Raw genomic sequence first — 22957 nt, forward strand, 5'->3', positions numbered from 1 at the left:
GGGGTCCGGTCGAGGCCCTCAAGGGACGGCCGCTTACAACGGAAACGAGGTGGCACTCGCACGTTGCTTTATATCGGCCGCTCAATCTGCCTTGAAACGCAATGCGCTGATGATCAGAGAAAAGGCTGCGGAGTTTTGTCGTCTGCTCGGATAATAGAGGTAGTAGCCCGTAAACATGGGGCACCAATCATCCAGCATCTGCGTAAGCGTGCCTTCTGCAATTTGTCGTTCCACGAGGTTCTCCGGCACATAAGCAATGCCATAGCCGGCGACCGCCGCATCGACCTGAGCCAGCGAACTGTTGAGCGTGATCTGCCCATCGACGCGCACCCGGAGTTCTCGGCCATCTTTTTCGAACTCCCAGGCATAAAGACCACCCGATCGGGATTGGCGGGTGTTGATACAGATATGGCCGACAAGGTCCTGCGGGATTTCGGGAATCGGATGCGTGGCAAAATATGAAGGAGCAGCCACCGCGACCAGCCGCCAGTCCGGCCCGATTCGAATGGCGATCATGTCCTTGTCGAGACTTTCGCCCAGGCGCACGCCGGCATCGAAGCGCTCTTCCACAATGTTCCTGAAGCCATTGTCGATGTTCAATTCAAGCTTGATGTCCGGATAATCCAGCAGCAGCGGCCGCAGCTTCGGCCATACGACGCTTTCGAGCGCATGGTCCGAAAGAGTGATCCTGACCATCCCCGCGGGTCTGTCGCGGGCCGACATCAGATCGTCGAGTTCGCCCTCGAGTTCCCGCAGGCGCGGGACGAAGGCATTGAGCAGGCGCTCTCCGGCTTCCGTGGGCGTCACGCTACGGGTGGTCCGGTTCAGCAGCCGGAGTCCCAGCCTGGTCTCCAACTGCTTGATGGTATGGCTCAGGGTGGATTGGGAAGTCCCGAGCTTGGCCGCCGCTTTGGTGAAGCTTCGCTCTTCGGCCACAGCGATGAAGTAGAGCATGTCGTTGAGGTCCTGACGCTCCAAGGCGGCCACTCCATTTATGTTCGCAGTCGATAGGTCCATGCGGATTGCCATGGCTTATCACGAGAGTGACGCCTGCGTATATTCCAGTTGTCCGAAAAACACGACAACATGGAAGCAGTCCAATGGCATTGAGCTACGATGAACAACCCGTCCGCATAGCAGGAGCCTGGGGTGCCGTCTTCTCGATGGCGCTGGCGGCATTCGTCCTGGTCGCCTCGGAGTTCATGCCCGTCAGCCTGCTTCCTCTCGTGGCCCACGGCATCACGGCCGGCGCGATCGGCGGGCTTCTCTTCGACACGGTCGGCTGGTGGGGACCGTTTGTGCTCTCGACCGCCATCCTCGCCGCCTCGTCCGTCCTGGCCGTCGCCGCGTGGCGCAACTCGAAGGGGACCGTCGCGTGACACCTTTTCCAATCCATCGCCGAGCGCTCTTGATCGGTGGTTTGGCCGCCGCCGGCCTGCCGCTGATGGCGCTCGGCCAGCAAGGCCGCGATCCCGCCAACCAGGAGACTGCGAACGTGAAAGTCAGATTCCTTTTCGACAGGCACGCGGTCACCGCGACGCTTTACGACAATCCGTCGGCGCGGGACTTTGCCTCGATGCTTGCGCTCGACCTCAAGATCGAGGATTACTCGAACAACGAGAAGATTGCCTATCTTCCGCGCAAGCTGACCGAGGAGGCCAGCGGCCCTTTCGGAAACGAACGGCCGGGTGACGTCGGCTACTACGCCCCGATGGGCAACATCGTCCTGTACTACGCAGCCTATCGGTATTCGCGCGGCCTGATCCGGCTCGGTCGCATCGACGGCAGCATCGAGCCCCTGCTCACCCGCGGCGAGTTTCCCCTGCGCATCGAACGCGCTGAATAAAGAAAGGCCCCATCATGCGTGCAACCGTTCTCTACAGCCCCGGCGACGTCCGTTGTGTCGAAGTCGAAGACCCCAGGATCATCGAACCGACCGACGCGATCATCAAGCTCTCGGTCTCCTGCATCTGCGGGTCGGACCTCTGGCCTTATCGCGGTCTCCAACCCGTCAACGAGCCGTCCCATATGGGGCATGAATACTGCGGCGTAGTGGTCGAGGTCGGATCGGCCGTCAAAACCGTGAAGCCCGGTCAGTTCGTCGTCGGCTCCTTCGTTCTGTGCGACAACACCTGCCCGCATTGCCGTTTCGGCTTCCAGTCTTCCTGTGAACAGCGGCAATTCATGTCCGGCGCTCAGGCTCCCTATGCCCGGATTCCCCTGGCCGACGGAACGCTCGTCGCGACCCGGGAGATGCCGTCCGACGATCTGATCCCGAGCCTGCTTGCAACGTCGGACGTCCTTGGGACCGGTTGGTTCGCGGCCGACGCCGCCGGAGTGCAGGAAGGGTCGACGGCAGTCGTCGTCGGCGACGGTGCGGTCGGCCTCATGGGCGTCCTCGCGGCCAAGCAGATGGGCGCGGGCCGGATCATCGCCATGAGCCGGCACAAATCCCGCCAGGACCTTGCACTGGAATACGGCGCAACGGACATCATCTCCGAGCGCGGCGATGAAGGCGTTGCCCGCATCAAGGAATTGACAGGTGGTGTCGGCGCCGACTCGGTTCTGGAATGTGTGGGAACGCAGGAGTCCATGTCCCAGGCGATCAACGCCGCCCGGCCCGGCGGGAAAATCGGTTTCGTCGGCGTGCCCCACGGGGTCCAACTGGATGGTCAAAGCCTGTTCTTCCAGCAGAAGAGCCTGCTCGGCGGCCCGGCGCCCGTTCGTCGCTTCCTTCCACACCTGATGGACCTCGTGCTGGATCGCAAGATCAATCCCGGCAAGGTGTTTGACCTCGAGGTCCCATTGGAAGACGTCGCCGAGGGCTATCGGGCCATGGATGAGCGCCGCGCCATCAAGACGTTGCTGCGCTTCTGACGCCCTCCGGTCGTCGGGCCGAATTCGTGCCCGGCCGCCGCCCCTGCGCCCTGATGCGCATCGCAGATGCGGAGCCGTCGCTTCCGCAATGGCATCTCCGCGTCCGCGCTTGACCCGACTCCCATTCAACAAGCAACCCAAGGAGAACCACATATGACCGACCACAATGAAGCTCGCCGCACCTTTCTCAAACTGACCGGAGTTGGCGTCGCCGCTCTGGGCGTCGCAACCGCGACAGGAGGACCAGCCATGGCCCAAAACAACATGAGCTGGGACAAGACCTTTCCCGAGAGCGAAGCCGTGGACCATCAGAAGGTCACGTTCCGTAACCGCTACGGCATCGCACTGTCCGGCGATCTCTATCTTCCGAAGGACCGTGCGGACCGCTGCCTCCCGGCGCTTGCCGTCGCGGGTCCCTTCGGCGCTGTAAAGGAGCAATCAGCGGACACGCTGCCGACAGCGGCACCCGTCACACGAACAAGTGGACCTGGACATGTCCTATCCAATCCGAAAGCGCGGCGACCGGCGGCATGAAGCGCTTGGCCATGCACATAAGCGAAATCCGACAGTTTCTGTTTTCTCATTCCATTTTAATGGACTGTATGAGCTTCGATTGAGGACGATTGCTCTGGTGCGAAGCTACCATGGCATCTCCACCATAAAGACCGGTCCTCGTTGGTTCGCTGCTGCGCCCCATCTTCGAAAGTGGACGCGATGATCCATCCATCGACGCCCATTGACGTGGACCTTTATCACCACGATATGGTCATGCCGAAATGTGGTAAGCGCCAGCCAACGATAGCAGGAGTGTCATAGTGAGCGAACCAACCGTAGCAGATGCAACAAACCGCATTTATGAATCCCTGCAGGCGGGCAATGCCGACATCGACGTGCATATCGCGACTCTTAAGGAAGCGTTGACGCTGGCGGGTTTGAAAGAGGCGGTATTCGATCCGGCTAGGCTCGTCCAGAACAACCGGTCTGGCAGGAAGCTGATGCAGGCGTACTTTCGGCAGCGCGGCGTGACGGTGAAATTCTCGGCTTCGTGAAGCGGGCCCAGCATATCCAACAGGCCGCAGCATGACCGCTGACCTGAGCGCCTTGAATGGAGCCTACACCAGGGCCTTGTCCACGGTCTGCCGTCAAGAGCCTACAGGAAGTCGTCACGCCTCGGCGTAAATGTATCGATCAGCAGCCCTTTTTCCAGCGCCAGAACCCCATGAACAAGGTTGGGCGCGACAATGAAGCTGCTTCCGGCGGCGAGGCGCTGGGTGACACCATCGACGGTTACCTCGAAGCTGCCTTCCGCTATATAACTGACCTGCGTATGCGGGTGCGAATGTAGCGCCCCGACAGTGCCGGGCTCGAAGCTGAAGGCGACGAGCATCACTTCCGGGCGCTCTGAAAGAACTGCTCGGAGATTGCCCGGCGCGACTTCTATCCAGGTGATATCTTCCGGGAGGCTGTAGAACGACTTCATGCTGTTTTCCTAACGCGCCAGCCAGCCGCCGTCGACGGGCAGGATGGTACCATGAACATAATCCGAGGCCGACGACGCGAGAAAGACGGCAGCGCCTGCCATGTCTTCCGCCTTGGCCCATCGCCCGGCGGGGATGCGCTTGAGTATATCCGCACTGCGTTCCGCGTCGGCCCGAAGTGCAGTGGTGTTGTTTGTCTCGACATAGCCCGGAGCGATGGCGTTGACGTTGATGCCCCGAGCGGCCCATTCATTTGCCATGAGCTTGGTCAGCCCGGCAACACCGCTCTTTGCCGTCGTATAGGATGCGACACGGATGCCGCCCTGAAACGACAGAAGCGACGCGATATTGATGATCTTGGCGGGGCGACCTGCCGCGATCGCGGCCTTCGCGAATGCCTGACACAGGAAGAAAACCGATTTCAGGTTGGTGTCCATGACATCGTCCCAATCGGCTTCCGAGAAATCCAGGGCGTCGGCACGGCGAATGATACCGGCATTGTTGACGAGAATGTCGGGCGTGGCATGCGCCGCGATCGCCCGGTCTATGACAGCGCTGGCCTCTGCCTTGTTGGAGAGGTCGGCCTTGAGCGCCACGAATTTGCGCCCGGCGGCGATGATCCGTGCCGCCGCCTCATCCATGTCAGACCGCCCGACACCGACAATGTCGGCACCGGCCTGAGCCAATCCAACGGCAATCGCCTGGCCGATTCCGGTATTGGCGCCGGTGACGATTGCCCAGCGGCCGGTGAGATCGAATGGGTTCATCGCAAAGCTTCCATCGGCACCTTGTCCATGTCGGTGAAACTCATGTTATCTCCGGCCATCGCCCAGATGAAGGAATATCTGCCGGTGCCCGCGCCCGAATGAATGGACCAGCCGGGCGACAGCACCGCATCGTGGTTCTTGAGCACGACATGCCGCGTTTCACTCGGCTCGCCCATGAAGTGGAAGATCCGCGTCGAGTCCTCCATGCCGAAGTAGAGATAGACCTCCATGCGCCGGTCGTGCACATGCGCCGGCATCGTGTTCCACACTGAGCCCGGCTCGAACATTGTCAGGCCGACCAGAAGCTGGCAGCTTTCGCAGACGTCGGGATGGACATATTGGTTGATGGTGCGGGCATTGGCTTCCGCCGCCGAACCGGTCACCACCTTCTTTGCCATGTCGATCGTGATCAGGACTGTCGGGCAGGTCCGGTGGGCGGGCGCGCTGAGCAGATAGAAATGGGCCGGCGCTGCTTGGTCCCGGCTGGCGAAGGTCAGCGCCTTCGCTCCCATGCCGACATAGAGGGCTTCCTTGTTGCCGAGTATATGGTCCGCACCATCCACCGTCACCACGCCCGCACCACCGATATTGACGATCGCTGCCTCGCGCCTGTCGAGGAAGCGGTCGGTTCCGGTTTCCTTGATATGCTCGATCGTCAATGGTCCCGAGGCCGGCACTATGCCGCCGACGATCATGCGGTCGAGATGGCTGTAGGTGAGGTTGATCTGGTCGGGCCGGAACATACCTTCGATCACGAACCCGTCTCTCAGCCCTTGCGTATCGCGGCGGGCGGTGTCTTCGGGGCCCACGACCTGGCGGGTTTTCACGGAAATTGTCACGGCACTTGCCTTTCGTCTTTCATTTCGGGTTCAAGTCAGAACCACGTACTCGGTGAGTTGGCTGATGCTCGTGTCCGCCTTTTGGACATCGAACACCTTGGTGCCGTGGCTCATGATCACGAAACGGTCGCAGACCTGGTAGGCGTGGTAGAGATTGTGGGTGACGAAGACACTCGAGACATTCTCGGCCTTGAGCTTCAGCACCTGGTTCAGCAGCGCCTCGGTCTCGCGGACGGAAAGTGCAGATGTCGGCTCGTCCAGAAGCAGGACCCGCTTCTTGAAATGGACGGCGCGGGCGATGGCGACCGCCTGCTTCTGCCCGCCCGAGAGATTGCCGACCAGCACGTCCGGCGAGTCGATGCCGGATATATGCACCGCGTTTTTCAGCACCTGCATGGCCGTGTCGCGCATTTCGCCCTGCCTGAGAAAACCGAAGGCATCCGTCAGTTCGCGCCCCATGAAGATATTGCGGGTGATCGACAACGAGTCCACCAGCGCAGTGTGCTGGTAGATCGTCTCGATACCTGCGGCGGCGGAATCCGAGCGGCAGGTGAATTCGGTCTTCGTGCCGTCGATGCTGAGATGCCCGACAGTCGGCTTGTGGATGCCAGAGATCAGGTTGACGGTGGTCGACTTGCCGGCACCATTGTCTCCGAGCAGGCCGACCACCTCGCCCTCGCTGATATGAAAGCTGAGATCGCGCAGCGCCGTCAGCGCGCCAAAACTCTTCGAGATGTTGTGGAGTTCAAGAAGATTGGCCATCAGGCGAGCCCCCGCCGCTCTATGAGGTGGTTGAAGATCGCCGCAACCACGATCAGCGTCGCGATGAACATGTCGAGATAGAAGCCCGGAGCACGCAGTAGCAGCAGCACGTCCGTCATCGTGTGGATCAGGAGCACGCCGAGGAAGACGCCGAGGATCGTGCCGCGGCCGCCGCGCAGCGACAGGCCGCCGATGACGCAGGCGGCAATCGCCTGCAATTCGAGGCCCGCGCCCTGGCCCGGCTGAACGCTGCCGACTCTTGCCGTTGCGATGATGCCCGCGACCGCTGCCATGCCGCCGGCAATGGCGAACGCAATGAGCTTGACGCGGCCCGTGTTGATGCCGATCGCCGTTGCAGCACCGGGATTGCCTCCCGTGGCGAAGACATGGTTGCCGAAGCGGTGACGATGAAGCAGCAGGTGGAAGGCGGCGGCGAGGACGAGGATCCAGATGAAGGCCGCGTTGATGCCGAAGATGGTGCCGGCGAACAGGCTGGAGAACGCGGGTTCCGGATCGAAGCGCACCTGTACCGCGCCGTTGTAGAGCAGCACGGCCCCACGCCAGAACAGCAGGCCACCGAGCGTCACGATGAAGGACGGCAGGCCGAAACGCAGCGTAATCGTCCCGTTGAGCATGCCGATCAGGACGCCCGCCGCGATGCCGATGGGTGCGGCGATGAAGGCGCTCAAGCCATCATTGACCAGTGTTGCCATCAGAATGGCGGTGAATGTGTAGACCGAACCGATCGAGAGATCGAATTCACCCGATATCATCAGGATGCCAGCGCCAAGGGCTAGGCATCCGAGAACAGGGACGGCCTTCATCAGGATCGTCAGGTTCTGCGGTGAGAGATAGCGGAAATCGTCCGGATAGATCAGCGCGCCGACGATGCAGGCGACCTGCAATGTGGCAAAGACCAGGAGAATGCCGCCGGCGGGCATCGCCATGATCTGCTTCAGAAGCGATTGTCGTTGGGTCCGCGTGCGGGGCGGGGCGGTGTCGGCCATAATGGGAGTCACTTTGGAATACTCGCGCAGGGATGACGGGGAAACCCTCCGGATTTTGCCGGAAGGTTCCCGCGCATTGCAGTTAGCGATAAGTGCCGATCATCGGCTTCACCGAGCTGATGCGCGACTGATCGAGGAAGGCGCCTTGCCCGGTATCGATGTCGGTCGGCGTCAACCCATATTTCTTCGCCAGCGCGATCTGCGCGATCGGGTAGTAGCCTTGCAGATAGGGCTGCTGGTCCATCGTCGCGAACATGGCGCCTGACTCCACCGCATTGACGATCTCGACCGCAAGGTCGAAGCCGCCGAACGGGATGTCGATGCCGGCGTCCTTGATGGCGCCGGCGCCAACGGTCGAGGTGACCGAACCGGTGCCGAACAATGCCTTGACGTTCTTGTTGGCGATCAGGAACTGCGCCATGATGTTCTGTGCCTCGGCGGGATCGAGCCCGGCGCGAACCGTCTCGACCTTGATGCCCTTCTCCTTCATCGCCTTCTCGATGCCGCCGCCGCGTGCCACGGCGAAGCTCGCCTCGGGGATTTCGCGCGGATTGAAGACCATGTCGCCTTCCTTGAGGCCGAACTTCTCGATCATGCGGTTGCCAAGCTCGTAGCCCGAGGCGAATTCATTCATGCCGACATAAGCCTGCCGGCAATTGCCCTTGGCACCCTCGAGATCGTCATTGTTGAAGCCGATCACGATGATGCCCGCCTTGACGGCAGAGCAAATGCTGGCGTCGAACGCGTCCGAGCTGGAGATTGCGACGGCGATGCCGTCAACGCCGGCGGCGGTCGCGCTTTCGATCAGGTCGTTCTGGCGCACGGGATCGTTGTTGGCATACTGCACGTCAAGATCGACGCCGAACTGGGCTGCCGCATCTTGTGCGCCTTTCACGACCGGATTAAAGAACTGGACGCTCGGATCCAGGTAGATGATCATCGTTGCCTTGACGTCGGCGGCGAGTGCTGCCGACGACATGGTTAGAGCAACGCCTGCGGCGAGCGCCGCGGTGGTCAATCTGGTCAGTTTCATTTGCGTATCCTCCCTTTTGGATGTGCAATAGGGGTCGTATGACCCATGTCTCGGCTGGCGAGCTCCGACCAAAGATCGCGCCAGCCGAGATTTCCTCCTCCTCCCGTCGCGAAACGCGACAGGCAATCAACCGAACCAGGGCGCCGGTCGTCCCAATGTGACGTGGATGCCCTTGAACTGCGAATATTCATCGAAACCGTAGCGGCCGAGCTCGCGCCCGAGACCGCTCTTCTTGTAGCCGCCGATCGGCAGTTCCGGCGTTCCGTCGATGACGCTGTTGATCCAGCAGCGCCCGGCGCGGATTCGGCGGATGCTCTGCAGCGCGTTTTCGAGATTGGTGGACCAGACTGACGCCGAAAGGCCGAATTCGCTGGAATTGGCGAGCGCAACCGCCTCGTCTGCCGTCTTGAAGGTCATCGTCGAGAGAACCGGCCCGAAGATTTCCTCGCGCGCGATCGACATGGCCGAGTTCACGCCGCTGAAGACGGTCGGCGCGAAATAGAGGCCCTTGCCCTCGCCGGCCCGCGTCCCGCCCAGAAGCAGTTCCGCGCCATCGGCAACGCCGGCATCGACATATGACTGGACCTTGGCTGCATGCGCCTCCGAGATCATCGCGCCGATCCTGGTCTTTTCGTTCAGCGGATCGCCAAAAGTGACCTTGCGGGAAATGTCGAGTACCCGCTCAATCAGCGCGTCGCGTATGCCCTCCTGCACCAGCAGGCGGCTGCCCGAAATGCAGCACTGGCCTGCATTGTGATAGACGCCATAAGCGATGCCATCGGCCGCGGCCTGAAGGTCGGCATCGTCGAAGACGATCTGCGGCCCCTTGCCGCCGAGTTCCAACCCGACGCGCTTGACGCTGCGTGCGGCGATCTCGCCGAGTTTCGTGCCGACGCGGACCGAGCCGGTAAACGCCACCATGTCGATGCGGGGATCTTCCGCCAGTATCTGGCCGGCTGGATCGCCGTATCCGGTGACGACATTGAAGACGCCGTCCGGGATGCCGGCCTGGCGCGCCAGTTCGGCCATGCGGATCGACGTGCCCGAGGTGAATTCCGACGGCTTGAGCACCACGGTGCAGCCGGCGCCGATGGCCCAGGGCACGCGCTCGGATGCGATGATGAAGGGGAAGTTCCACGGCGTGATGATGCCGACGACGCCGACCGGCTCGCGCAGCACGAGGCCGAGACGGTCGTCACCGATATTGTTGTGCGTCTGGCCTTCGAGCGCACGGGACTGACCTGCCGCATACGACCAAAGATCCGCGCAGAAGCCGATCTCGCCCCGCGCCTGAGCGATAGGCTTGCCGACTTCGAGGCTCTCGGCGACCGCGAGCTCTTCCTGATTGGCAAGGATGAGTTCGGCCACCTTGAACATCAGGCGCGAACGCTCGGCACCCGACATGCGCGGCCATGGACCCGTGTCGAATGCGCGGCGGGCTGCGGCGATCGCGAGACCGACGTCATCCGCCGAGGCTTCCGGCCATGTGCCGACGATGATGCCGGAATGGCCGGGGCTTACACGATCAATCGTGCGGCCGGACGCTGCATCAACGGACTTGCCATCGACAAGCATGCGATAGCGCGCTTTAATGTCCAGGCGAGAATCCGTGGTATCGGGTGATATGAAATTGGCGAGCAAAACTTCTCCTCCCCCCCGGAATCCGGTTCCGGAGCCTTCTCTTTTCTCAGGCCCCCCAGGCGGTGAGAATTATGTTGCGAATGCATTGTATGGTACTGTATGGTGGTTTTAGATGGTTGTCAACGTATCATGGCGGCGCGGGTAATGGGACTTGAAATTCTGAAGACGGAGACCGGAGAAAGCACGGCGGCGCAGGTTGAACGCGATCTCCGCGAGGCGATCATCCGCCTGGAACTTGCGCCGGGGACGCGCCTTTCCGAGCAGGAGATAGCCACCCGCATGGGCGTGTCGCGGCAGCCGGTGCGCGAGGCGCTGATCGCGCTTGGCAAATCGAAACTGGTGGACATACGGCCAAATCGGGGGACGGTGGTCGTTCGTATTTCGGCGCGGCAGATGATGGAAGCCCGGTTCGTGCGTGAAGCGATCGAGGTGGCCGTGGCTCGGCGCGCAAGCGAGGGCTTCGACAATTGGACCCGACGCCGGGTCGACACGATCCTGTCTCGCCAGAGAGCTGCTATGGAAGCGCACGATCACAACGCATTCCGGCGCGAGGACGAGCAGTTTCATATCGCGATTGCCGAAGGCGCGGGCTGCGGGTTGGCCTGGAACGCAGTTGCCGACATCAAGGCGCATATGGACCGGGTCTGCAATCTTCAGCTCCGCCATCCGGATTCGATGAAGAATCTGATCTCCGAGCATGAAGCGATCATTGTGGCGATCGATTCGAAGGATTCCGATGCCTCCGCTGCAGCCATGCGCCGGCATCTCAACGGTATTCTGTCCGACTTGCCTCAGATCGAGGCAGACAATCCCGAGTTGTTCGAATGAAGCGCGGCTCTGAGAAATAGGCGCCTCAGGGATATTGAAAGTTCCGGCCGACAGGGATGCTCGAAGTAGCGCGACAGATTTTTCGCGCTTGTTCAATCCGCTGCAGACACTGCCTGTTTCTGCCTTCGGAAATGGTCGGAGTCACTCCGACCCTTCGGGCCGGTAGCCGACTGTCCGCTGTTGGCATACCCAACGAGAAAGCGGACGTTTCGGCGCTCGGTGCCAAGGCTGGGATAGGCTGCTGTGTTCGTTGGCCGGCAACCGGGATTTTTCTTCGCGGCGTCCCCAGATGGACGCCGCGGGCAAACTTCGTTCAGCTCCAGGCATGAAGCGGCGGGTTTTCGCCGTTTAGGTAGTATTTGCCGAGGATCGAGTATTTCCAGCGCACGGGGTCATGGAGCGTGTGCGTCCGGGCATTGCGCCAGTGGCGGTCGAGATTGTGTTCGGCCAATGTCGAGCGGGTGCCAGCGAGTTCGAAGAGTTTGTTGGTCGCCTCGATGGCGATCTCGGTCGAGAGGATTTTCGATTCCGCGGTGATGATCTGGGCTTCGGCGACGGTTTCGGCATTCGGGTTGGCGACGGCGCGGTCGATGGCGTGACCGGCTTTCTCAAGCAGAGCCTGCGCCGCATGCAGCCGGAGCTTGAGTGTGCCGACGGCCTGGATCGTGTAGGGGTCGTCCCATGCATTGTCGATGCCGCTGTCGACCCAGGCGCGCGACTTGGTACGCACGAAATCGATGGTCTCCTTGATCGCCGCCGACGCGATGCCGGTATCGACCGCGACCTGGATGATCTGGAAGATCGCACCGTCGGCCGTCGGCACCTCGTAGCCCTTGTAGCCGGGAACCAGCCAGGCTTTGTCGACCTTGACGTTATCGAGGATGACGGTACCCGAGAGCGTGGTGCGCTGGCCGAAGCTCGACCAGTCGTCGATCACGGTGAGGCCCGGCGCATCGCGGTCGGCGATCGCATACCAGGCGCGGCCCTGGTCATCGAGAGCGACGATCGGCACTTTGTGGGCGAGCAGCGCACCTGAGGAATAGAACTTGCGGCCGTTGACGACGATATGGTCGCCGTGGTCGGTGAACTTGGTTTCGAAGTCCACTGCCCGCTTGGAGCCGAATTCCGAGAAGGCATTGCCGAAGCGGGTGCCCTTGAGGATTTCGCCGAACAGCAGCTTCTGCTGCGCAGGGTCCGACACGGTGCGGATCGCGGCCACGACGCCGAGATGGTTCTGCGATATCTGGCCGATCGAGGAATCCGCTTCAGAGATGATCTCGACGACCTTGGCGAGCGTCGCATAGGAAACCTCGGGGCCGCCGAACGTCTTCGGCACATTGATCGACCAGAGGCCGCTCTGCGAGAAGGCGTCGAGTTCCTCGACGGGCCAGATCCGGTCGCGGTCGCGTGCGGCTGACCCCTTTATGAATTGCGCCGCGAGACGGTGGGCGATTTCGATCGCCTCGGCATCCGACTTGATGACATGCGCGGGCTGATTGGGGCGCGTGACGCCCGGCACGGCGGTCGCTTTAATATTGGTATTGATGTTCATGGAATTCTCCTTTTCTGATCAGGCTGCGGGCCTGCCGGTGGAAAGACTGTCGGCTTCGCCGAGGTAGAAGGCCTTGATGTCCTCACGGGAACGCAATTCGGCTGCTGTGCCGGAAAGCACGGTTCGGCCGTTCTCGACCACGGTGGCGAAGTCGGCATATTGGAGTGCGACGGTGGAGTTCTGCTCCGCCACCAGAATGGACAGGCCGCTTTCGCGGTTGAGCCGCTTCAGAGCCCGGAAAATGTCCCGGATGATCATGGGCGCGAGGCCCATGGATGGTTCGTCCAGCACCAGCAGCCGCGGCCGCGACATAAGCGCCCGGCCGATGGCCGTCATCTGCTGTTCGCCGCCCGAGATCAGGCCCGCCGAAACGCGGCGCTTCTCCTTGAGGCGGGGAAATGTCTGATAGACGAATTCGAGATCACTTGCGATTTGAGCGCGGGTCGCGCTTCGACCCAGACCACCGGACACGAGGTTTTCCTCGACATTCAGGCTTTTGAAACAATGCCGGCCTTCAAGCACCTGCACCAGCCCGGCGCGGACGAGATCGGCGGGCTTGCGCGTGAGTACGCTGTCACCTTCGAAGGTGATCGAACCCGAGGTCACCTGGCCGCGTTCGGCGGGAAGCAGGTTCGAGATCGCGCGGAGCGTGGTCGTCTTGCCCGCGCCGTTGGAGCCCAGGACCGCGAGGATTTTCCCCTTGCGGACGGATAGGCTGACGCCATTGAGCGCACGGATCGTCTGACTGTAGGTCGCCTGGATCGCGGCGACATCAAGCAGGATGGCTGGATCGGCCATGAGTTGCTCCATCGGTGGGTTGCAGAGGCATGCGGATTCGGTGTTCAGGACCGAACCCGCATGCCATCGGGCGGCAAGGCTGGAGGGCGACGCCGCCCGAGCACATTAATTCAGGACATTTTCGGCTTCGGCCGAAGTGCGGATCTTGATGTTCTTTTCCTTGGCATAGGCCTCGGACGACTTTTCAATGATCGGGCGCAGCAATTTCCAGTCCGGTGCGATCCAGTCGGAAACCACGTTCCATTTCTTGCCGTCCCACTGCTGGAAGGTCACATAGCCTTCGCCTTCGTGATTATCCCAGCTGACATTGATCGAATGGAACAGGTCCTTGGCGCCGAGTGCGGCGACCTTGGCCTCATCGAGCTTCAGATGCTCGAAGCCCCAGCGAACCTCATCGCCGGTCAGCGTCCGCTTGCCGAACTTCTCCTGGGCGATACGGATGGCCTCGACATTGAGGATGCCGTTGACGATGCCGAGATTGTGGTAGACCGAGCCGATGCGCTTCTTGTCTTCGAGATTGCCCAGGCCCTTGTCGTAGATGGATGCGACGATCTCCTTGACGATGGGGTAATCGGCGCCGGATGCCTGGGTGGTGATGGCGGTGTAGCCGATCGCAGCGTCACCGGCGGGGATCACGTCCTCTTCCGAATTGGACCAGACGTTGCCGACGATCTTGGTCGCGGGGAAGCCGACCTTCTGGGCGGTCTTCAGGGCCACGGGGTTCATGACGCCCCAGCCGCGCAACACGACATAATCCGGCTTGGCGCGCCGGATCGTCAGCCACTGAGATTGCTGCTCGTTGCCCGGATGCGGCACTTCGATCTGCTGAACGGTGAAGCCATATTTCTCGGCCAGAAGGTCGTAGATCGGGATCGTTTCCTTGCCGTAGGGCGAGCCATGGTAGAGGACGACGATCTTCTTGCCCTTGAGGCCTTCAAGGCCGCCTTCCTTCGACGCGAGGTAGTTCACGATACCCGAGGTCTCGGAGTATGGATTGAGCAGCAGCGGGAAGACGTATGGGAAAACGCGTCCGTCGGTGGAGTCGGTCCGGCCGTGGTTGACGGTGATCAGCGGCACCTTGTCAGTGGCGATGCGGTCGATCATGGCATAGGCGATGCCGACCGAGAGCGGATTCCAGGCTGCGGCGTTGGCGCGACTCTTCTGGCGCTCGTAGCATTCGACGCCGCGCTCGACCTCATACTGGGTCTCGCATTCGTCCCAAGTCAGCTTGACGCCGTTGACGCCGCCATCGCGGGTGTTGATCAGGTTCATGTAGTCGATGAAACCACCGAAGAAGCCGGTTCCGCCAGCCGCGTAAGGACCTACGCGGTAGCTCTGCAGCGGGAAATACTGCTCGTCGGCCTGAGCGGGCAAGGCCGCCGCGGCGATGGAGAAAACGAGGCCCGCGGCAGCGGTTCGCAAAAGGGTTTTCAGGCTTGTCATGAGGCATGCTCCTTCTATTGGCCGGACGAAGTCCGGTCCCGATGATGTTTTCAAGTTGAATGCTTCGCGAATCGCTACCGGTCAGGCTTCCGACAGCGATCCGACTTTCGTTCTGATCCTGGACCAGAAGCGCCGGCCGAGTGCGGCAAGTCCGTCGGGTTCCAAAATCAGGAATGCGATGATCAGCGCGCCGAGCACGATGCGCTGGCTCATGTCGAGGACACCGGAGTCGAACATGTCACCCAGCAGGAACGAGCCGATCCGCGACAGAACGACAGGGAAGACGACGATCAGCGCCGCGCCGAAGAAGGCGCCTCGGATCGTCGCCAAACCGCCGATAATGATGATGAACAGGATCTGGAAGGAACGATCGAGATTGAAGCCCGCCGGTTCGACAGTCCTGAGATAGGCAAATGCCCAGAGCACGCCCGCGACGCCTATGATGAAGGACGACAGCGCGAAGGCGAGCAGCTTGGTCTTGAGCACCGGCACACCGATGAACTTCGCCGCGGTTTCGTTGTCGCGCACCGCGATGAAATTGCGGCCGGTCTGCGAGGTGGCGACCCGCCAGGCAAAGAAGGTCAAAGCGGTCACGATGATCAACGCGAAATAGTAGCGGCCGATAGATCCCTCGAACACGATACCGGCGATCGAAAGCGCCGGGGCATCGATCACGCCGGAGGGATTGTAGTTCGAGAACCAGCCGAACTTGGTCAGTGCCCATTGAACGAAGAACTGCGCGGCAAGCGTCGAGACTGCCAGATAGAAGCCCTTCAGGCGCAGGCTCGGCAGGCCGAAGACGATACCGACAGCCGCCGCCACGCCGCCTGCTAGCATGATGCTGACAACCAACGGCAGTCCATCGATCCGGAAGTTGAAGTTGAACGCGGCAAAGGCGCCAACGGCCATGAAGGCAGCACTTCCCAGAGAGACCTGTCCCGCATAACCCGTCAGAATGTTCAACCCTACGCCTGCCAGTGACAGCGCCAGGAAGGGCAGCATGATTGCTTCGATCAGATAGCTCGACCCCAGATAGGGCACGATCCCGAAGGCGACGATCAGGATCGCAACAGGTGCCACCCATGCAAGGGCGTTGGGGCCGTCGGCGCGATCAGAGGTGATGGCGGCCATGTCAGACCCTTTCCACGAGTTTCTGGCCGAAGAGGCCCGAGGGCCGGACGAGCAGGAAGGCGAGCGCCAGGACATAGGCAAACCAGCCCTCGATGCCGCCGCCGAAATATTCGCCGACATAGACCTCCGCGAGTTTCTCCGAGGCGCCGATGATCAGCCCACCGACGATGGCGCCGGCAATCGAGTCGAAACCGCCGAGCACCAATACGGGCAGCGCCTTCAGCACGACCAGGGAGAGCGAGAACTGCACGCCGGACCGCGCACCCCAGAGCAGGCCGGCGACCAGGGCCACGAGGCCAGATGCAGCCCAGACAGTCGCCCAGATGCGCGGAAGGCGCAGACCAACGGCGAGTGCCGCGAACTGATCGTCGGCCACCGCGCGAAAGGACAAGCCCACGCGGGTGTAGCGGAAGAAGAGGGTGAGAGCGGTCACCATGACCGCCGCAACACCCGAGGCAAAAAGGTCGAACTTCGAGACGTAGACACCGTAGAATTCGAAGGGAATGTCCTCGATGCCGAGATCCAGCGCATGCACCTGCGTTCCCCAGAGAAGCTGCGCCGAACCCTCGATAACGTAGGAAAGGCCCAGCGTTGCCATGAAGAGCGTAATCGGGGGCTTGTTGACGAGAGGTCGCAGAACCGTGCGTTCGACGGTGATCCCCATCAGCACCATGATGCCAAAGGTAATGCCAAGCGCGAGCGCGAAGGGCACGCCGCGCTCGACCAGCGACACGAAAGTCAGTGCCGCGAAGAGCAACATGGCACCCTGGGCGAAGTTCAGCACGCCGGAGGTCTTGTAGATCAGCACGAAGCCGATTGCGACGAGCGAGTACATGACACCGGAGAGCAGCCCGCCGGTGAGCACCTCGATGAAGAACAGATAATCGAAGCTCTCGGCCATCAGATATCGTCCTCATGGCCATCATCCCGGGCAATGCCGAGATAGGCATCGATGACGGCTTGGTCGGCCCGGACCTCGGCGGGCGTGCCGTCCGCGATCTTGCGGCCATAGTCGAGCACGGCAATGCGGTCGGAAAGGTTCATGACAACCCCGATATCGTGCTCGATCAGGATGATGGTCGTGCCGTAAATTTCGCGCGTCTGACGGATGAAGCCCGCCATCTCCTGCTTCTCCGTCGCCGTCATGCCGGCCATCGGTTCGTCTAACAGCAGGATTTCAGGATTAGCCACCAGGGCACGGGCAAGTTCGACCCGCTTCTGCAATCCATAGGGCAGAGAGCCGGCCAGCTTATGGGTTACGGCTTCGAGATGCAGGAAATTGAGGATCGCGGTCGCCCGCTGTCGGGCATCGCGCTCCTCGCGCCGAGCCCAGGGCAAGCCGAGTGCCTGGCCGATGAAAGTGGAATGGCGGGCGAAGGCGAGGCCCGACATGACATTCTCCAGCACCGTCAGTCCCTTGAACAAGGCGAGGTTCTGAAATGTGCGGGCGAGGCCGAGGCGCGCCGCGCGGCTAGCTGGAATGCGGCTGAAGGAATATCCGTTGAGGCGGATCGACCCGGAGTCCGGTCGGTAGAGACCGCTGACTACATTGACGAGCGAACTTTTGCCGGCGCCGTTCGGGCCGATGATCGCGCGGATCTCGCCCGGGCGGATCGAGAGGCTTACATTTGCGAGCGCGGTGACGCCGCCGAACGAAAGGCTGATGTCGTCCAGCGCGAGCACCGGCCGATCCGCGAGGCTGAGTGGTAGCGTTCTTTCGGCAGTTAGCGACCGTCGCCGCGGCAAGGGCGGAATCGATGGGAACTCGCGAAACGCTGTGCTGCCATCCAAGGCCGCGAATGTATAATGCGCATCTAGCATGTCGATCCCTCTCGATCGGAGGCGCCTCAAGTTCGGGCACGCCTTCTCCATCGACCTCCCGATGCCGGGAGGCCGTTCGTTTTCATCTCAGTTGCGTTACGCGTTACTCGGCGGCTTCGCGGGCCGTATCTTCCTGGGCTTCGAGCTCCCGGACGATCGGAAGGACCTTCTTGCCGAAATCCGCCACCTCTTCCTGGAAATGCAGGAAGCCGAGCAGGATCAAATCCGCGCCGGCCCGCTTGTGGCCGATGATGCGCTCGGCGACCTGTTCAGGAGTTCCGATCAGGTTCGAACGAAAGCCATCATTGTACTGCACGAGGTCCTGGAACGTGGATTTCGCCCAGTTGCCTTCGCGTTCGGGCGAAGCTGCGCCGGCATTCTGCACCTCGTGCTTGAAGCCGTTGACGGCGTCAGGGATCGCCTTGTCGATGATCTCCTTCAGCACTTCCTGTGCTTGCCTCTCGGTATCGCGCACGATGCCGAAGGCGTTCATGCCGATCCGGGTGCGATATGACTTGCCGAAAGCCTTTTCCTTGCTGCGGATGTCATCCACCTGCGCCGCCAGGCCTTCCGGCGTGTTGCCGTTGGTGAAGTACCAATCCGATACGCGGGAAGCCATGTCGCGCGCTGCACGGGACGAGCCGCCCTGGAAGACCTGCGGGATACCGCCATGCGGTTTCGGCTTCATGGAATAATCCGTGAAGCGGTAGAAGTCGCCGCGCAGGTTGAAGCTCTCCTCGGTCCAGATGCCGCGAATGGCGCGGATGAACTCTTCCGAACGGCGGTAGCGCTCATCGTGATCGAGCCAGGGTTCGCCGATGGACGAGAACTCGCCACGGAACCAGCCGGAAACGACATTCACGTCGATACGGCCGTTGGTGTAATGGCTGATAGAAGCGACCTGCTTGGCCAGAAGCGCGGGATGCCAGGGGCCGGGAAGAACGGCGGCAATCACCCGAAGCTTCTCGGTCGCCGCCAGCAGCGCATGGCTGAACGACAGGGACTCATGTTGGTTATCGGCACCATAGCCCGCCGTGAACCGGATCTGGCTCAGCGCATAGTCGAATCCGGAGGCCTCCGCGATCTGCGCCAGCTTGCGATTATAGTCGATGCCCCAATCGGTACGCTGCTCGATCGAGCTGATGACCAGGCCACCGGAAACATTCGGCACCCAGTAGGCGAATTTTAAGGGTTCTTTCTTGGAATGCGGCATTGGTTTCCCTCCAGTAATGAGATCAGGCCGAAAGGCGCGGCCTGTCGATCGAATGGTTCGTTGAAACAAGCTGGCGGCTGGCCGGCAGGATGGTTTCGAGTTCACGCACGGCGAGGCCTATGCGGCGGGCGATGTCAGTGTTGACGAGGCGATGGGATTCGAAATCGGCTTCAAGCGCGTAGATCGCGGTCGGCAGCGTGATCGCCTTGAAGAAGCCGAACAGCGGACGCAACTGATGCTCGGTCATAAGGCCGTGCAGCGGCGTTCCGCCGGTGGCGGCCAGTATCACCGGCCGTCCTATCAGCGCTTCGAAATGGACTAGGTCGAAAAGATGCTTCAGCGCTCCCGAATAGGAGGCACGATAGACGGGCGTGCCCACAACCAGCGCATCGGCAGTCTCGACGGCCCGCACGATCTCCTGTCCAGCCTCGCCGAGCTGGTCCGAACGGAGTGCCTTGAACAGGGTCGGCGCAGCATCGACGAGGTCAATTTGCCTGACTTCCGCGTCGATCTGCTTTTCGATCGAGCCAAGGATCGAGCCGACGAGCGCCGAGGTTCGCGAGGGGGCTTTTACATTGCCCGATATGCCTATCACCCGCACCTTTTTCATTCTTCACGCTCCGTATCTCTTTATCGTCTATAAAAAATATAGAAATTAAATGCAATAGTCAATTTTCCGGCTTTTGGGCGTCCTGTGGATTAATTTTCCGGGTGCGCCGGTGCCTGTGGTTCCTAACTACAGCGGCACATCACACGGAGATTTGAGGGGGGGAGCGCGGTCGTGCTCCGCGAATTCATCAAAAAGCGGCAAGCTTCACCAAGGGCTACGGTAACAGGCCGAGCATAGGGTAAACCGAGCGGATGCGACCGTCACACGCTACTATCCTGACGTGGCTTTGTCGCGGATACATTAGGCGTTTTCGTCCGCAGTCCGCCGCGAGGCGCAAGCATACCGCCTCGCGGGTCTACTGCATTGTCCGCTTTCGAGCCGCGGCTTGGCGCGACTTTATGACGGAGAAGCGGGCGCAAAGCGGTCACGCTGAGTTATCCAAATGTCGGCTTGCTGCTGTCATCACGCCCTCTTTTGGCAGAAGTCCACACAGAACGGACATCGCAAAAGTGGGCCTCTTGTGGAAGCCAATAAAAATCTCTATATGAAACAAAGGGATATGGCGGAGAGGGTGGGATTTGAACCCACGGTACCCTTGCAGGTACGCCGCATTTCGAGTGCGGTACATTCAACCACTCTGCCACCTCTCCGCGGGGCACTGGGAACCAGCGTGGGTTCCGAGCGTGTGGGCCGCGATATAGCGATGAAAAATGGCTGACGCAAGATAGAAAAAGTGCCGATCGTCGTTTCTTTGCATGCGATTGGCTTGACAGGATTTGGGGCCTCGCGTACACGCATGAGCGGAAGACTGCGGACAGATGTGTTCGCGGCGTGTTTTGATGTTTGCCAAGAGGCGGGAATCAGGGCATATCTCACCGGCGGGGTTTTCTCCGCCAAAGACCAACCGACTGAACAAAAAGACCGCCCGACCGAGGCCTTTAACAGGTTTTGCCAGAGGCGTGTTCACAGAACATGAAAGGATAAAAAATGTTCGCAGTCATCAAGACCGGTGGAAAGCAGTACCAGGTTGCTGCCAACGACGTCATCCAGATCGAAAAGCTGGACGGCGAAGCCGGTGCGAAGATCGAATTCACAGAAGTCCTCGTTGTTGGCGAGGGTGCCAGCGCCAAGATCGGCGCGCCGTTTGTAATCGGCGCTGTCGTGACTGCGGAAGTCGTCGAGCAGGGCCGCACGCGGAAGACCATTTCTTTCGTCAAGCGCCGCCGTCAGAATTCCAAGCGCAAGAAGGGCCACCGCCAGCATTTCACCAAGGTCCGCATTCTCGAGATTGCGGCTTAATAGGTTAGAGGACAAGGAGTAAGACCATGGCACACAAAAAAGCTGGCGGCTCATCGCGTAACGGTCGCGATTCAAATTCCAAGCGCCTCGGCGTGAAGAAGTTCGGTGGCGAAGCCGTGCTCGCAGGCAACATTATCGTTCGCCAGCGCGGCACCCAGTGGCATCCCGGCGCCAATGTTGGCCTCGGCAAGGACCACACCATTTTTGCACTCGCCGAAGGCAACGTGAATTACCGCTCCAAGGCTAACGGCCGAGTATACGTGTCCGTAATGCCGAAAACCGCGGAAGCAGCAGAGTAAGCCGGCACTCTTTAAACAGTCGGCGCCTCATCGGCCCGACTGACGCTTCAGGTCAAAAGACCTCCAGGGTTAAGAAAAGGGAAGATGGGGTGAAATCCATCTTCCCTTTTCGTTTGCGCTCACCCCAGGAGGAAAAAATGCAAACTCAACTGAAGGAAAGCCAAAGCCAAGCTGGCTTCAGAAGTGAGATGCGGCAGGAGTCGAGGGACTCGGCGCCGCTGGAGTTCGTCTCGCCCATTCTCGTCTCGGAGCGCCTCGTTCTGCGCGCCCCTGAGATGGCGGACACCAACGCAATTGCCCATCTCGCCAACACCATGAACGTCGCCTCCATGGTGTCGCGCATGCCGCACCCCTATACGATCAAGGACGCCGAGAATTTCGTCGCCCGCGTCGCCTCGGGCGCGATGGGCAAATGCGTCTACGCCATTACCCTCGCTGAAACCAAGGCGTTTATCGGCGCCTGCGGGCTGGAGGCGCATGAGACCGGCCGCGGGATCGAACTCGGCTACTGGATCGGCGAAAGCTATTGGAACCGGGGTTTTGCGACGGAAGCCGCGCAGACCCTGATCGATTTCGGCTTCCGCCATTTCGACGTCGATTTCATCGATGCTCGTTGCCGGGTGATGAACATCGGCTCCCGGCGCGTGATCCAGAAATGCGGCTTCCAGTTCCAGGGCACCGGCATGGCCGATTCGCTGGCGCTGGGCGGCAGCGTCGCCGTTGAATGGTTCCGGCTCGACCGCAAGACCTGGGGTTCGCTGAGAAGTTGGGGAGGGGCAAGATGAGTGCCCTGATCGAACATCGAGAGATATTCCCGGTCGCGCCTTCGCCGGCCCAGTTGCGGCGGGTTCCGGAGATCGAACTCCGGAGCCATGCGCTGCCGCGCCAGCCGCTGATCCGGACGGGGCGGCTGACGCTGCGCCGGCCCGAGCCCCGCGATGCCGAAACGATTTCGGCGTCGCTCGCCAACTACCGCGTGGCTAGGATGCTGACCCGTGTCCCCCAGCCCTATCATCTGGAGGACGCGGAGGAGTGGCTTGCCTCGCTCGGCGGGCTCGCGCAGGAGGCGTGGCTCTTCGCGATTACGCTGGGTGGTGTTCGCGCAATCCTGTCGCCCGAACTGGAGGCTGCCAACGGCAATGTCTCGGACCAACTGATAGGCTTCGTTTCGATCGAATGGCGGGACGCGGGCAACCGCACTGGCTGGCATCTCGGCTACTGGCTGGATGAAACGCATTGGGGCCGAGGCATCATGACCGATGCCGTCAATGCCGTCGTCGCGCGCTTCTTCTCGGTGATGATGGGCGAGACACTGTTCTCGTCGGTCATGGCCGACAATCCGGGATCGCTCAGGATCCAGGGCAAGTTGGGCTTCGATGTCACCGGGGTCGAGGATGTCTATGCCGCTTCGCGGGCGGAGGGTGTGCGGCTGATCACGACGGAGCTCACCTTCGGCGGCTATATGCCGATGTGAACGTGCAAGGGGCGGAGCGATCCGCCCCGCGCCATCGGATGCGGTGCCCCGGGGGTGGCGGTGCATTCCTCAATTGAATATAGCT

The 22957-nt window shown here is 61.1% G+C and carries 26 protein-coding genes and 1 tRNA gene; 10 read left to right on the forward strand and 17 right to left on the reverse strand.

What is annotated here, in order from left to right:
* Nucleotides 1–81: 81 nt before the first annotated feature.
* Nucleotides 82–978, reverse strand: coding sequence for a LysR family transcriptional regulator (locus ACSQ26_RS01540; protein ID WP_436005614.1), 897 nt, complete (start codon nt 976–978; stop codon nt 82–84).
* 122 nt (nt 979–1100) lie between these two features.
* Here ACSQ26_RS01540 and ACSQ26_RS01545 point away from each other — a divergent pair, with 122 nt between their 5' ends.
* The 5 genes from ACSQ26_RS01545 (at nt 1101) to ACSQ26_RS01565 (ending at nt 3926) form a co-directional block, all read left to right on the forward strand.
* Nucleotides 1101–1379 (forward strand): hypothetical protein, encoded by a 279-nt coding sequence (locus ACSQ26_RS01545; RefSeq protein ID WP_436005616.1) that lies wholly within the window; start codon nt 1101–1103, stop codon nt 1377–1379.
* Nucleotides 1376–1846 carry a cyclophilin-like fold protein gene (locus ACSQ26_RS01550; protein ID WP_436005618.1) on the forward strand — a complete coding sequence of 157 codons (471 nt, stop codon included), beginning with the start codon at nt 1376–1378 and terminating at the stop codon, nt 1844–1846. The genes ACSQ26_RS01545 and ACSQ26_RS01550 overlap by 4 nt, the downstream gene beginning before the upstream one ends.
* Before the next feature lie 14 nt (nt 1847–1860).
* The gene (locus ACSQ26_RS01555) at nt 1861–2877 is read left to right on the forward strand and encodes a zinc-dependent alcohol dehydrogenase family protein (protein WP_436005620.1); all 1017 of its coding nucleotides are present in this window, start codon (nt 1861–1863) and stop codon (nt 2875–2877) included.
* A 153-nt stretch (nt 2878–3030) separates the two neighbouring features.
* Entirely contained in the window at nt 3031–3411 is a 381-nt protein-coding gene (locus ACSQ26_RS01560; protein ID WP_436005622.1) for a twin-arginine translocation signal domain-containing protein, read from the forward strand.
* Nucleotides 3412–3689: 278 nt separating this feature from the next.
* Nucleotides 3690–3926, forward strand: coding sequence for a hypothetical protein (locus ACSQ26_RS01565; RefSeq protein WP_436015048.1), 237 nt, complete (start codon nt 3690–3692; stop codon nt 3924–3926).
* Nucleotides 3927–4027: 101 nt separating this feature from the next.
* Here ACSQ26_RS01565 and ACSQ26_RS01570 read toward each other — a convergent pair whose 3' ends face one another.
* From ACSQ26_RS01570 to ACSQ26_RS01600, 7 genes are all read right to left on the reverse strand, one after another.
* Nucleotides 4028–4357, reverse strand: coding sequence for a cupin domain-containing protein (locus tag ACSQ26_RS01570; RefSeq protein ID WP_436005624.1), 330 nt, complete (start codon nt 4355–4357; stop codon nt 4028–4030).
* Nucleotides 4358–4366: 9 nt separating this feature from the next.
* Complete coding sequence (gene kduD / locus ACSQ26_RS01575) at nt 4367–5122, reverse strand: 2-dehydro-3-deoxy-D-gluconate 5-dehydrogenase KduD (RefSeq protein ID WP_436005626.1); 756 nt, start codon at nt 5120–5122, stop codon at nt 4367–4369.
* Nucleotides 5119–5961 carry a 5-dehydro-4-deoxy-D-glucuronate isomerase gene (gene kduI / locus ACSQ26_RS01580; RefSeq protein ID WP_436005628.1) on the reverse strand — a complete coding sequence of 281 codons (843 nt, stop codon included), beginning with the start codon at nt 5959–5961 and terminating at the stop codon, nt 5119–5121. Before kduI ends, kduD begins: the two co-directional genes overlap by 4 nt.
* 30 nt (nt 5962–5991) lie before the next feature.
* Complete coding sequence (locus tag ACSQ26_RS01585; protein ID WP_436005630.1) at nt 5992–6723, reverse strand: ATP-binding cassette domain-containing protein; 732 nt, start codon at nt 6721–6723, stop codon at nt 5992–5994.
* Entirely contained in the window at nt 6723–7670 is a 948-nt protein-coding gene (locus ACSQ26_RS01590) for an ABC transporter permease (RefSeq protein WP_436005632.1), read from the reverse strand. The genes ACSQ26_RS01585 and ACSQ26_RS01590 overlap by 1 nt, the downstream gene beginning before the upstream one ends.
* A gap of 142 nt (nt 7671–7812) precedes the next feature.
* A complete protein-coding gene (locus ACSQ26_RS01595) occupies nt 7813–8763 on the reverse strand; it encodes a sugar ABC transporter substrate-binding protein (RefSeq protein ID WP_436005634.1) in 951 nt (316 codons plus the stop codon).
* A 126-nt stretch (nt 8764–8889) separates the two neighbouring features.
* On the reverse strand, nt 8890–10404 hold the full coding sequence (locus ACSQ26_RS01600; protein ID WP_436005636.1) for an aldehyde dehydrogenase family protein: 1515 nt from the start codon (nt 10402–10404) through the stop codon (nt 8890–8892).
* A gap of 126 nt (nt 10405–10530) precedes the next feature.
* On the opposite strand from ACSQ26_RS01600, the gene ACSQ26_RS01605 reads away from it, so the two are divergent.
* Complete coding sequence (locus ACSQ26_RS01605; protein WP_436015050.1) at nt 10531–11232, forward strand: GntR family transcriptional regulator; 702 nt, start codon at nt 10531–10533, stop codon at nt 11230–11232.
* A gap of 313 nt (nt 11233–11545) precedes the next feature.
* Here ACSQ26_RS01605 and ACSQ26_RS01610 read toward each other — a convergent pair whose 3' ends face one another.
* The 9 genes from ACSQ26_RS01610 to ACSQ26_RS01650 form a co-directional block, all read right to left on the reverse strand.
* Nucleotides 11546–12784: an SfnB family sulfur acquisition oxidoreductase gene (locus ACSQ26_RS01610; protein ID WP_436005638.1), complete on the reverse strand. Its 1239-nt coding sequence runs from the start codon at nt 12782–12784 to the stop codon at nt 11546–11548.
* An 18-nt stretch (nt 12785–12802) separates the two neighbouring features.
* Complete coding sequence (locus ACSQ26_RS01615; RefSeq protein WP_436005640.1) at nt 12803–13582, reverse strand: ABC transporter ATP-binding protein; 780 nt, start codon at nt 13580–13582, stop codon at nt 12803–12805.
* A gap of 105 nt (nt 13583–13687) precedes the next feature.
* Nucleotides 13688–15025 (reverse strand): ABC transporter substrate-binding protein, encoded by a 1338-nt coding sequence (locus ACSQ26_RS01620; protein WP_436005642.1) that lies wholly within the window; start codon nt 15023–15025, stop codon nt 13688–13690.
* A gap of 81 nt (nt 15026–15106) precedes the next feature.
* Entirely contained in the window at nt 15107–16156 is a 1050-nt protein-coding gene (locus ACSQ26_RS01625) for a branched-chain amino acid ABC transporter permease (RefSeq protein WP_436005644.1), read from the reverse strand.
* 1 nt (nt 16157) lies between these two features.
* Entirely contained in the window at nt 16158–17057 is a 900-nt protein-coding gene (locus ACSQ26_RS01630) for a branched-chain amino acid ABC transporter permease (protein WP_436005646.1), read from the reverse strand.
* Nucleotides 17057–17977: an ABC transporter ATP-binding protein gene (locus ACSQ26_RS01635; RefSeq protein WP_436005648.1), complete on the reverse strand. Its 921-nt coding sequence runs from the start codon at nt 17975–17977 to the stop codon at nt 17057–17059. The genes ACSQ26_RS01630 and ACSQ26_RS01635 overlap by 1 nt, the downstream gene beginning before the upstream one ends.
* 103 nt (nt 17978–18080) lie before the next feature.
* Nucleotides 18081–19190 carry a dimethylsulfone monooxygenase SfnG gene (gene sfnG / locus ACSQ26_RS01640; RefSeq protein ID WP_436005650.1) on the reverse strand — a complete coding sequence of 370 codons (1110 nt, stop codon included), beginning with the start codon at nt 19188–19190 and terminating at the stop codon, nt 18081–18083.
* 22 nt (nt 19191–19212) lie between these two features.
* Complete coding sequence (msuE, locus tag ACSQ26_RS01645; RefSeq protein WP_436005652.1) at nt 19213–19800, reverse strand: FMN reductase; 588 nt, start codon at nt 19798–19800, stop codon at nt 19213–19215.
* Nucleotides 19801–20360: 560 nt separating this feature from the next.
* Nucleotides 20361–20450, reverse strand: a tRNA-Ser gene (locus ACSQ26_RS01650).
* 337 nt (nt 20451–20787) lie between these two features.
* Between ACSQ26_RS01650 and rplU the strand changes: the two genes are divergently transcribed.
* The 4 genes from rplU to ACSQ26_RS01670 all read left to right on the forward strand — a co-directional run bounded on the left by rplU (nt 20788) and on the right by ACSQ26_RS01670 (nt 22872).
* On the forward strand, nt 20788–21099 hold the full coding sequence (rplU, locus tag ACSQ26_RS01655) for a 50S ribosomal protein L21 (RefSeq protein ID WP_436005654.1): 312 nt from the start codon (nt 20788–20790) through the stop codon (nt 21097–21099).
* Between the two features lie 26 nt (nt 21100–21125).
* A complete protein-coding gene (gene rpmA / locus ACSQ26_RS01660; RefSeq protein WP_436005656.1) occupies nt 21126–21398 on the forward strand; it encodes a 50S ribosomal protein L27 in 273 nt (90 codons plus the stop codon).
* A gap of 137 nt (nt 21399–21535) precedes the next feature.
* Nucleotides 21536–22183, forward strand: coding sequence for a GNAT family N-acetyltransferase (locus tag ACSQ26_RS01665; RefSeq protein ID WP_436005658.1), 648 nt, complete (start codon nt 21536–21538; stop codon nt 22181–22183).
* The gene (locus tag ACSQ26_RS01670; protein ID WP_436005660.1) at nt 22180–22872 is read left to right on the forward strand and encodes a GNAT family N-acetyltransferase; all 693 of its coding nucleotides are present in this window, start codon (nt 22180–22182) and stop codon (nt 22870–22872) included. Before ACSQ26_RS01665 ends, ACSQ26_RS01670 begins: the two co-directional genes overlap by 4 nt.
* Nucleotides 22873–22957: the final 85 nt, after the last annotated feature.

This window comes from Rhizobium sp. LjRoot254 (assembly GCF_964254105.1).
In the GTDB taxonomy this organism is placed as follows: Bacteria; Pseudomonadota; Alphaproteobacteria; order Rhizobiales; family Rhizobiaceae; genus Rhizobium_E.

Coding starts and splice junctions, on each gene's coding strand:
- ACSQ26_RS01545 (WP_436005616.1), top strand. CDS start 1,101: ATGGCATTGAGCTACGATGAACAACCCGTCCGCATAGCAGGAGCCTGG.
- msuE (WP_436005652.1), bottom strand. CDS start 19,800: ATGAAAAAGGTGCGGGTGATAGGCATATCGGGCAATGTAAAAGCCCCC.
- ACSQ26_RS01570 (WP_436005624.1), bottom strand. CDS start 4,357: ATGAAGTCGTTCTACAGCCTCCCGGAAGATATCACCTGGATAGAAGTC.
- ACSQ26_RS01615 (WP_436005640.1), bottom strand. CDS start 13,582: ATGGCCGATCCAGCCATCCTGCTTGATGTCGCCGCGATCCAGGCGACC.
- rplU (WP_436005654.1), top strand. CDS start 20,788: ATGTTCGCAGTCATCAAGACCGGTGGAAAGCAGTACCAGGTTGCTGCC.
- ACSQ26_RS01610 (WP_436005638.1), bottom strand. CDS start 12,784: ATGAACATCAATACCAATATTAAAGCGACCGCCGTGCCGGGCGTCACG.
- ACSQ26_RS01620 (WP_436005642.1), bottom strand. CDS start 15,025: ATGACAAGCCTGAAAACCCTTTTGCGAACCGCTGCCGCGGGCCTCGTT.
- kduD (WP_436005626.1), bottom strand. CDS start 5,122: ATGAACCCATTCGATCTCACCGGCCGCTGGGCAATCGTCACCGGCGCC.
- ACSQ26_RS01635 (WP_436005648.1), bottom strand. CDS start 17,977: ATGCTAGATGCGCATTATACATTCGCGGCCTTGGATGGCAGCACAGCG.
- ACSQ26_RS01560 (WP_436005622.1), top strand. CDS start 3,031: ATGACCGACCACAATGAAGCTCGCCGCACCTTTCTCAAACTGACCGGA.
- rpmA (WP_436005656.1), top strand. CDS start 21,126: ATGGCACACAAAAAAGCTGGCGGCTCATCGCGTAACGGTCGCGATTCA.
- ACSQ26_RS01625 (WP_436005644.1), bottom strand. CDS start 16,156: ATGGCCGCCATCACCTCTGATCGCGCCGACGGCCCCAACGCCCTTGCA.
- ACSQ26_RS01555 (WP_436005620.1), top strand. CDS start 1,861: ATGCGTGCAACCGTTCTCTACAGCCCCGGCGACGTCCGTTGTGTCGAA.
- ACSQ26_RS01665 (WP_436005658.1), top strand. CDS start 21,536: ATGCAAACTCAACTGAAGGAAAGCCAAAGCCAAGCTGGCTTCAGAAGT.
- ACSQ26_RS01585 (WP_436005630.1), bottom strand. CDS start 6,723: ATGGCCAATCTTCTTGAACTCCACAACATCTCGAAGAGTTTTGGCGCG.
- ACSQ26_RS01590 (WP_436005632.1), bottom strand. CDS start 7,670: ATGGCGATGCCCGCCGGCGGCATTCTCCTGGTCTTTGCCACATTGCAG.
- ACSQ26_RS01670 (WP_436005660.1), top strand. CDS start 22,180: ATGAGTGCCCTGATCGAACATCGAGAGATATTCCCGGTCGCGCCTTCG.
- ACSQ26_RS01630 (WP_436005646.1), bottom strand. CDS start 17,057: ATGGCCGAGAGCTTCGATTATCTGTTCTTCATCGAGGTGCTCACCGGC.
- ACSQ26_RS01595 (WP_436005634.1), bottom strand. CDS start 8,763: ATGAAACTGACCAGATTGACCACCGCGGCGCTCGCCGCAGGCGTTGCT.
- sfnG (WP_436005650.1), bottom strand. CDS start 19,190: ATGCCGCATTCCAAGAAAGAACCCTTAAAATTCGCCTACTGGGTGCCG.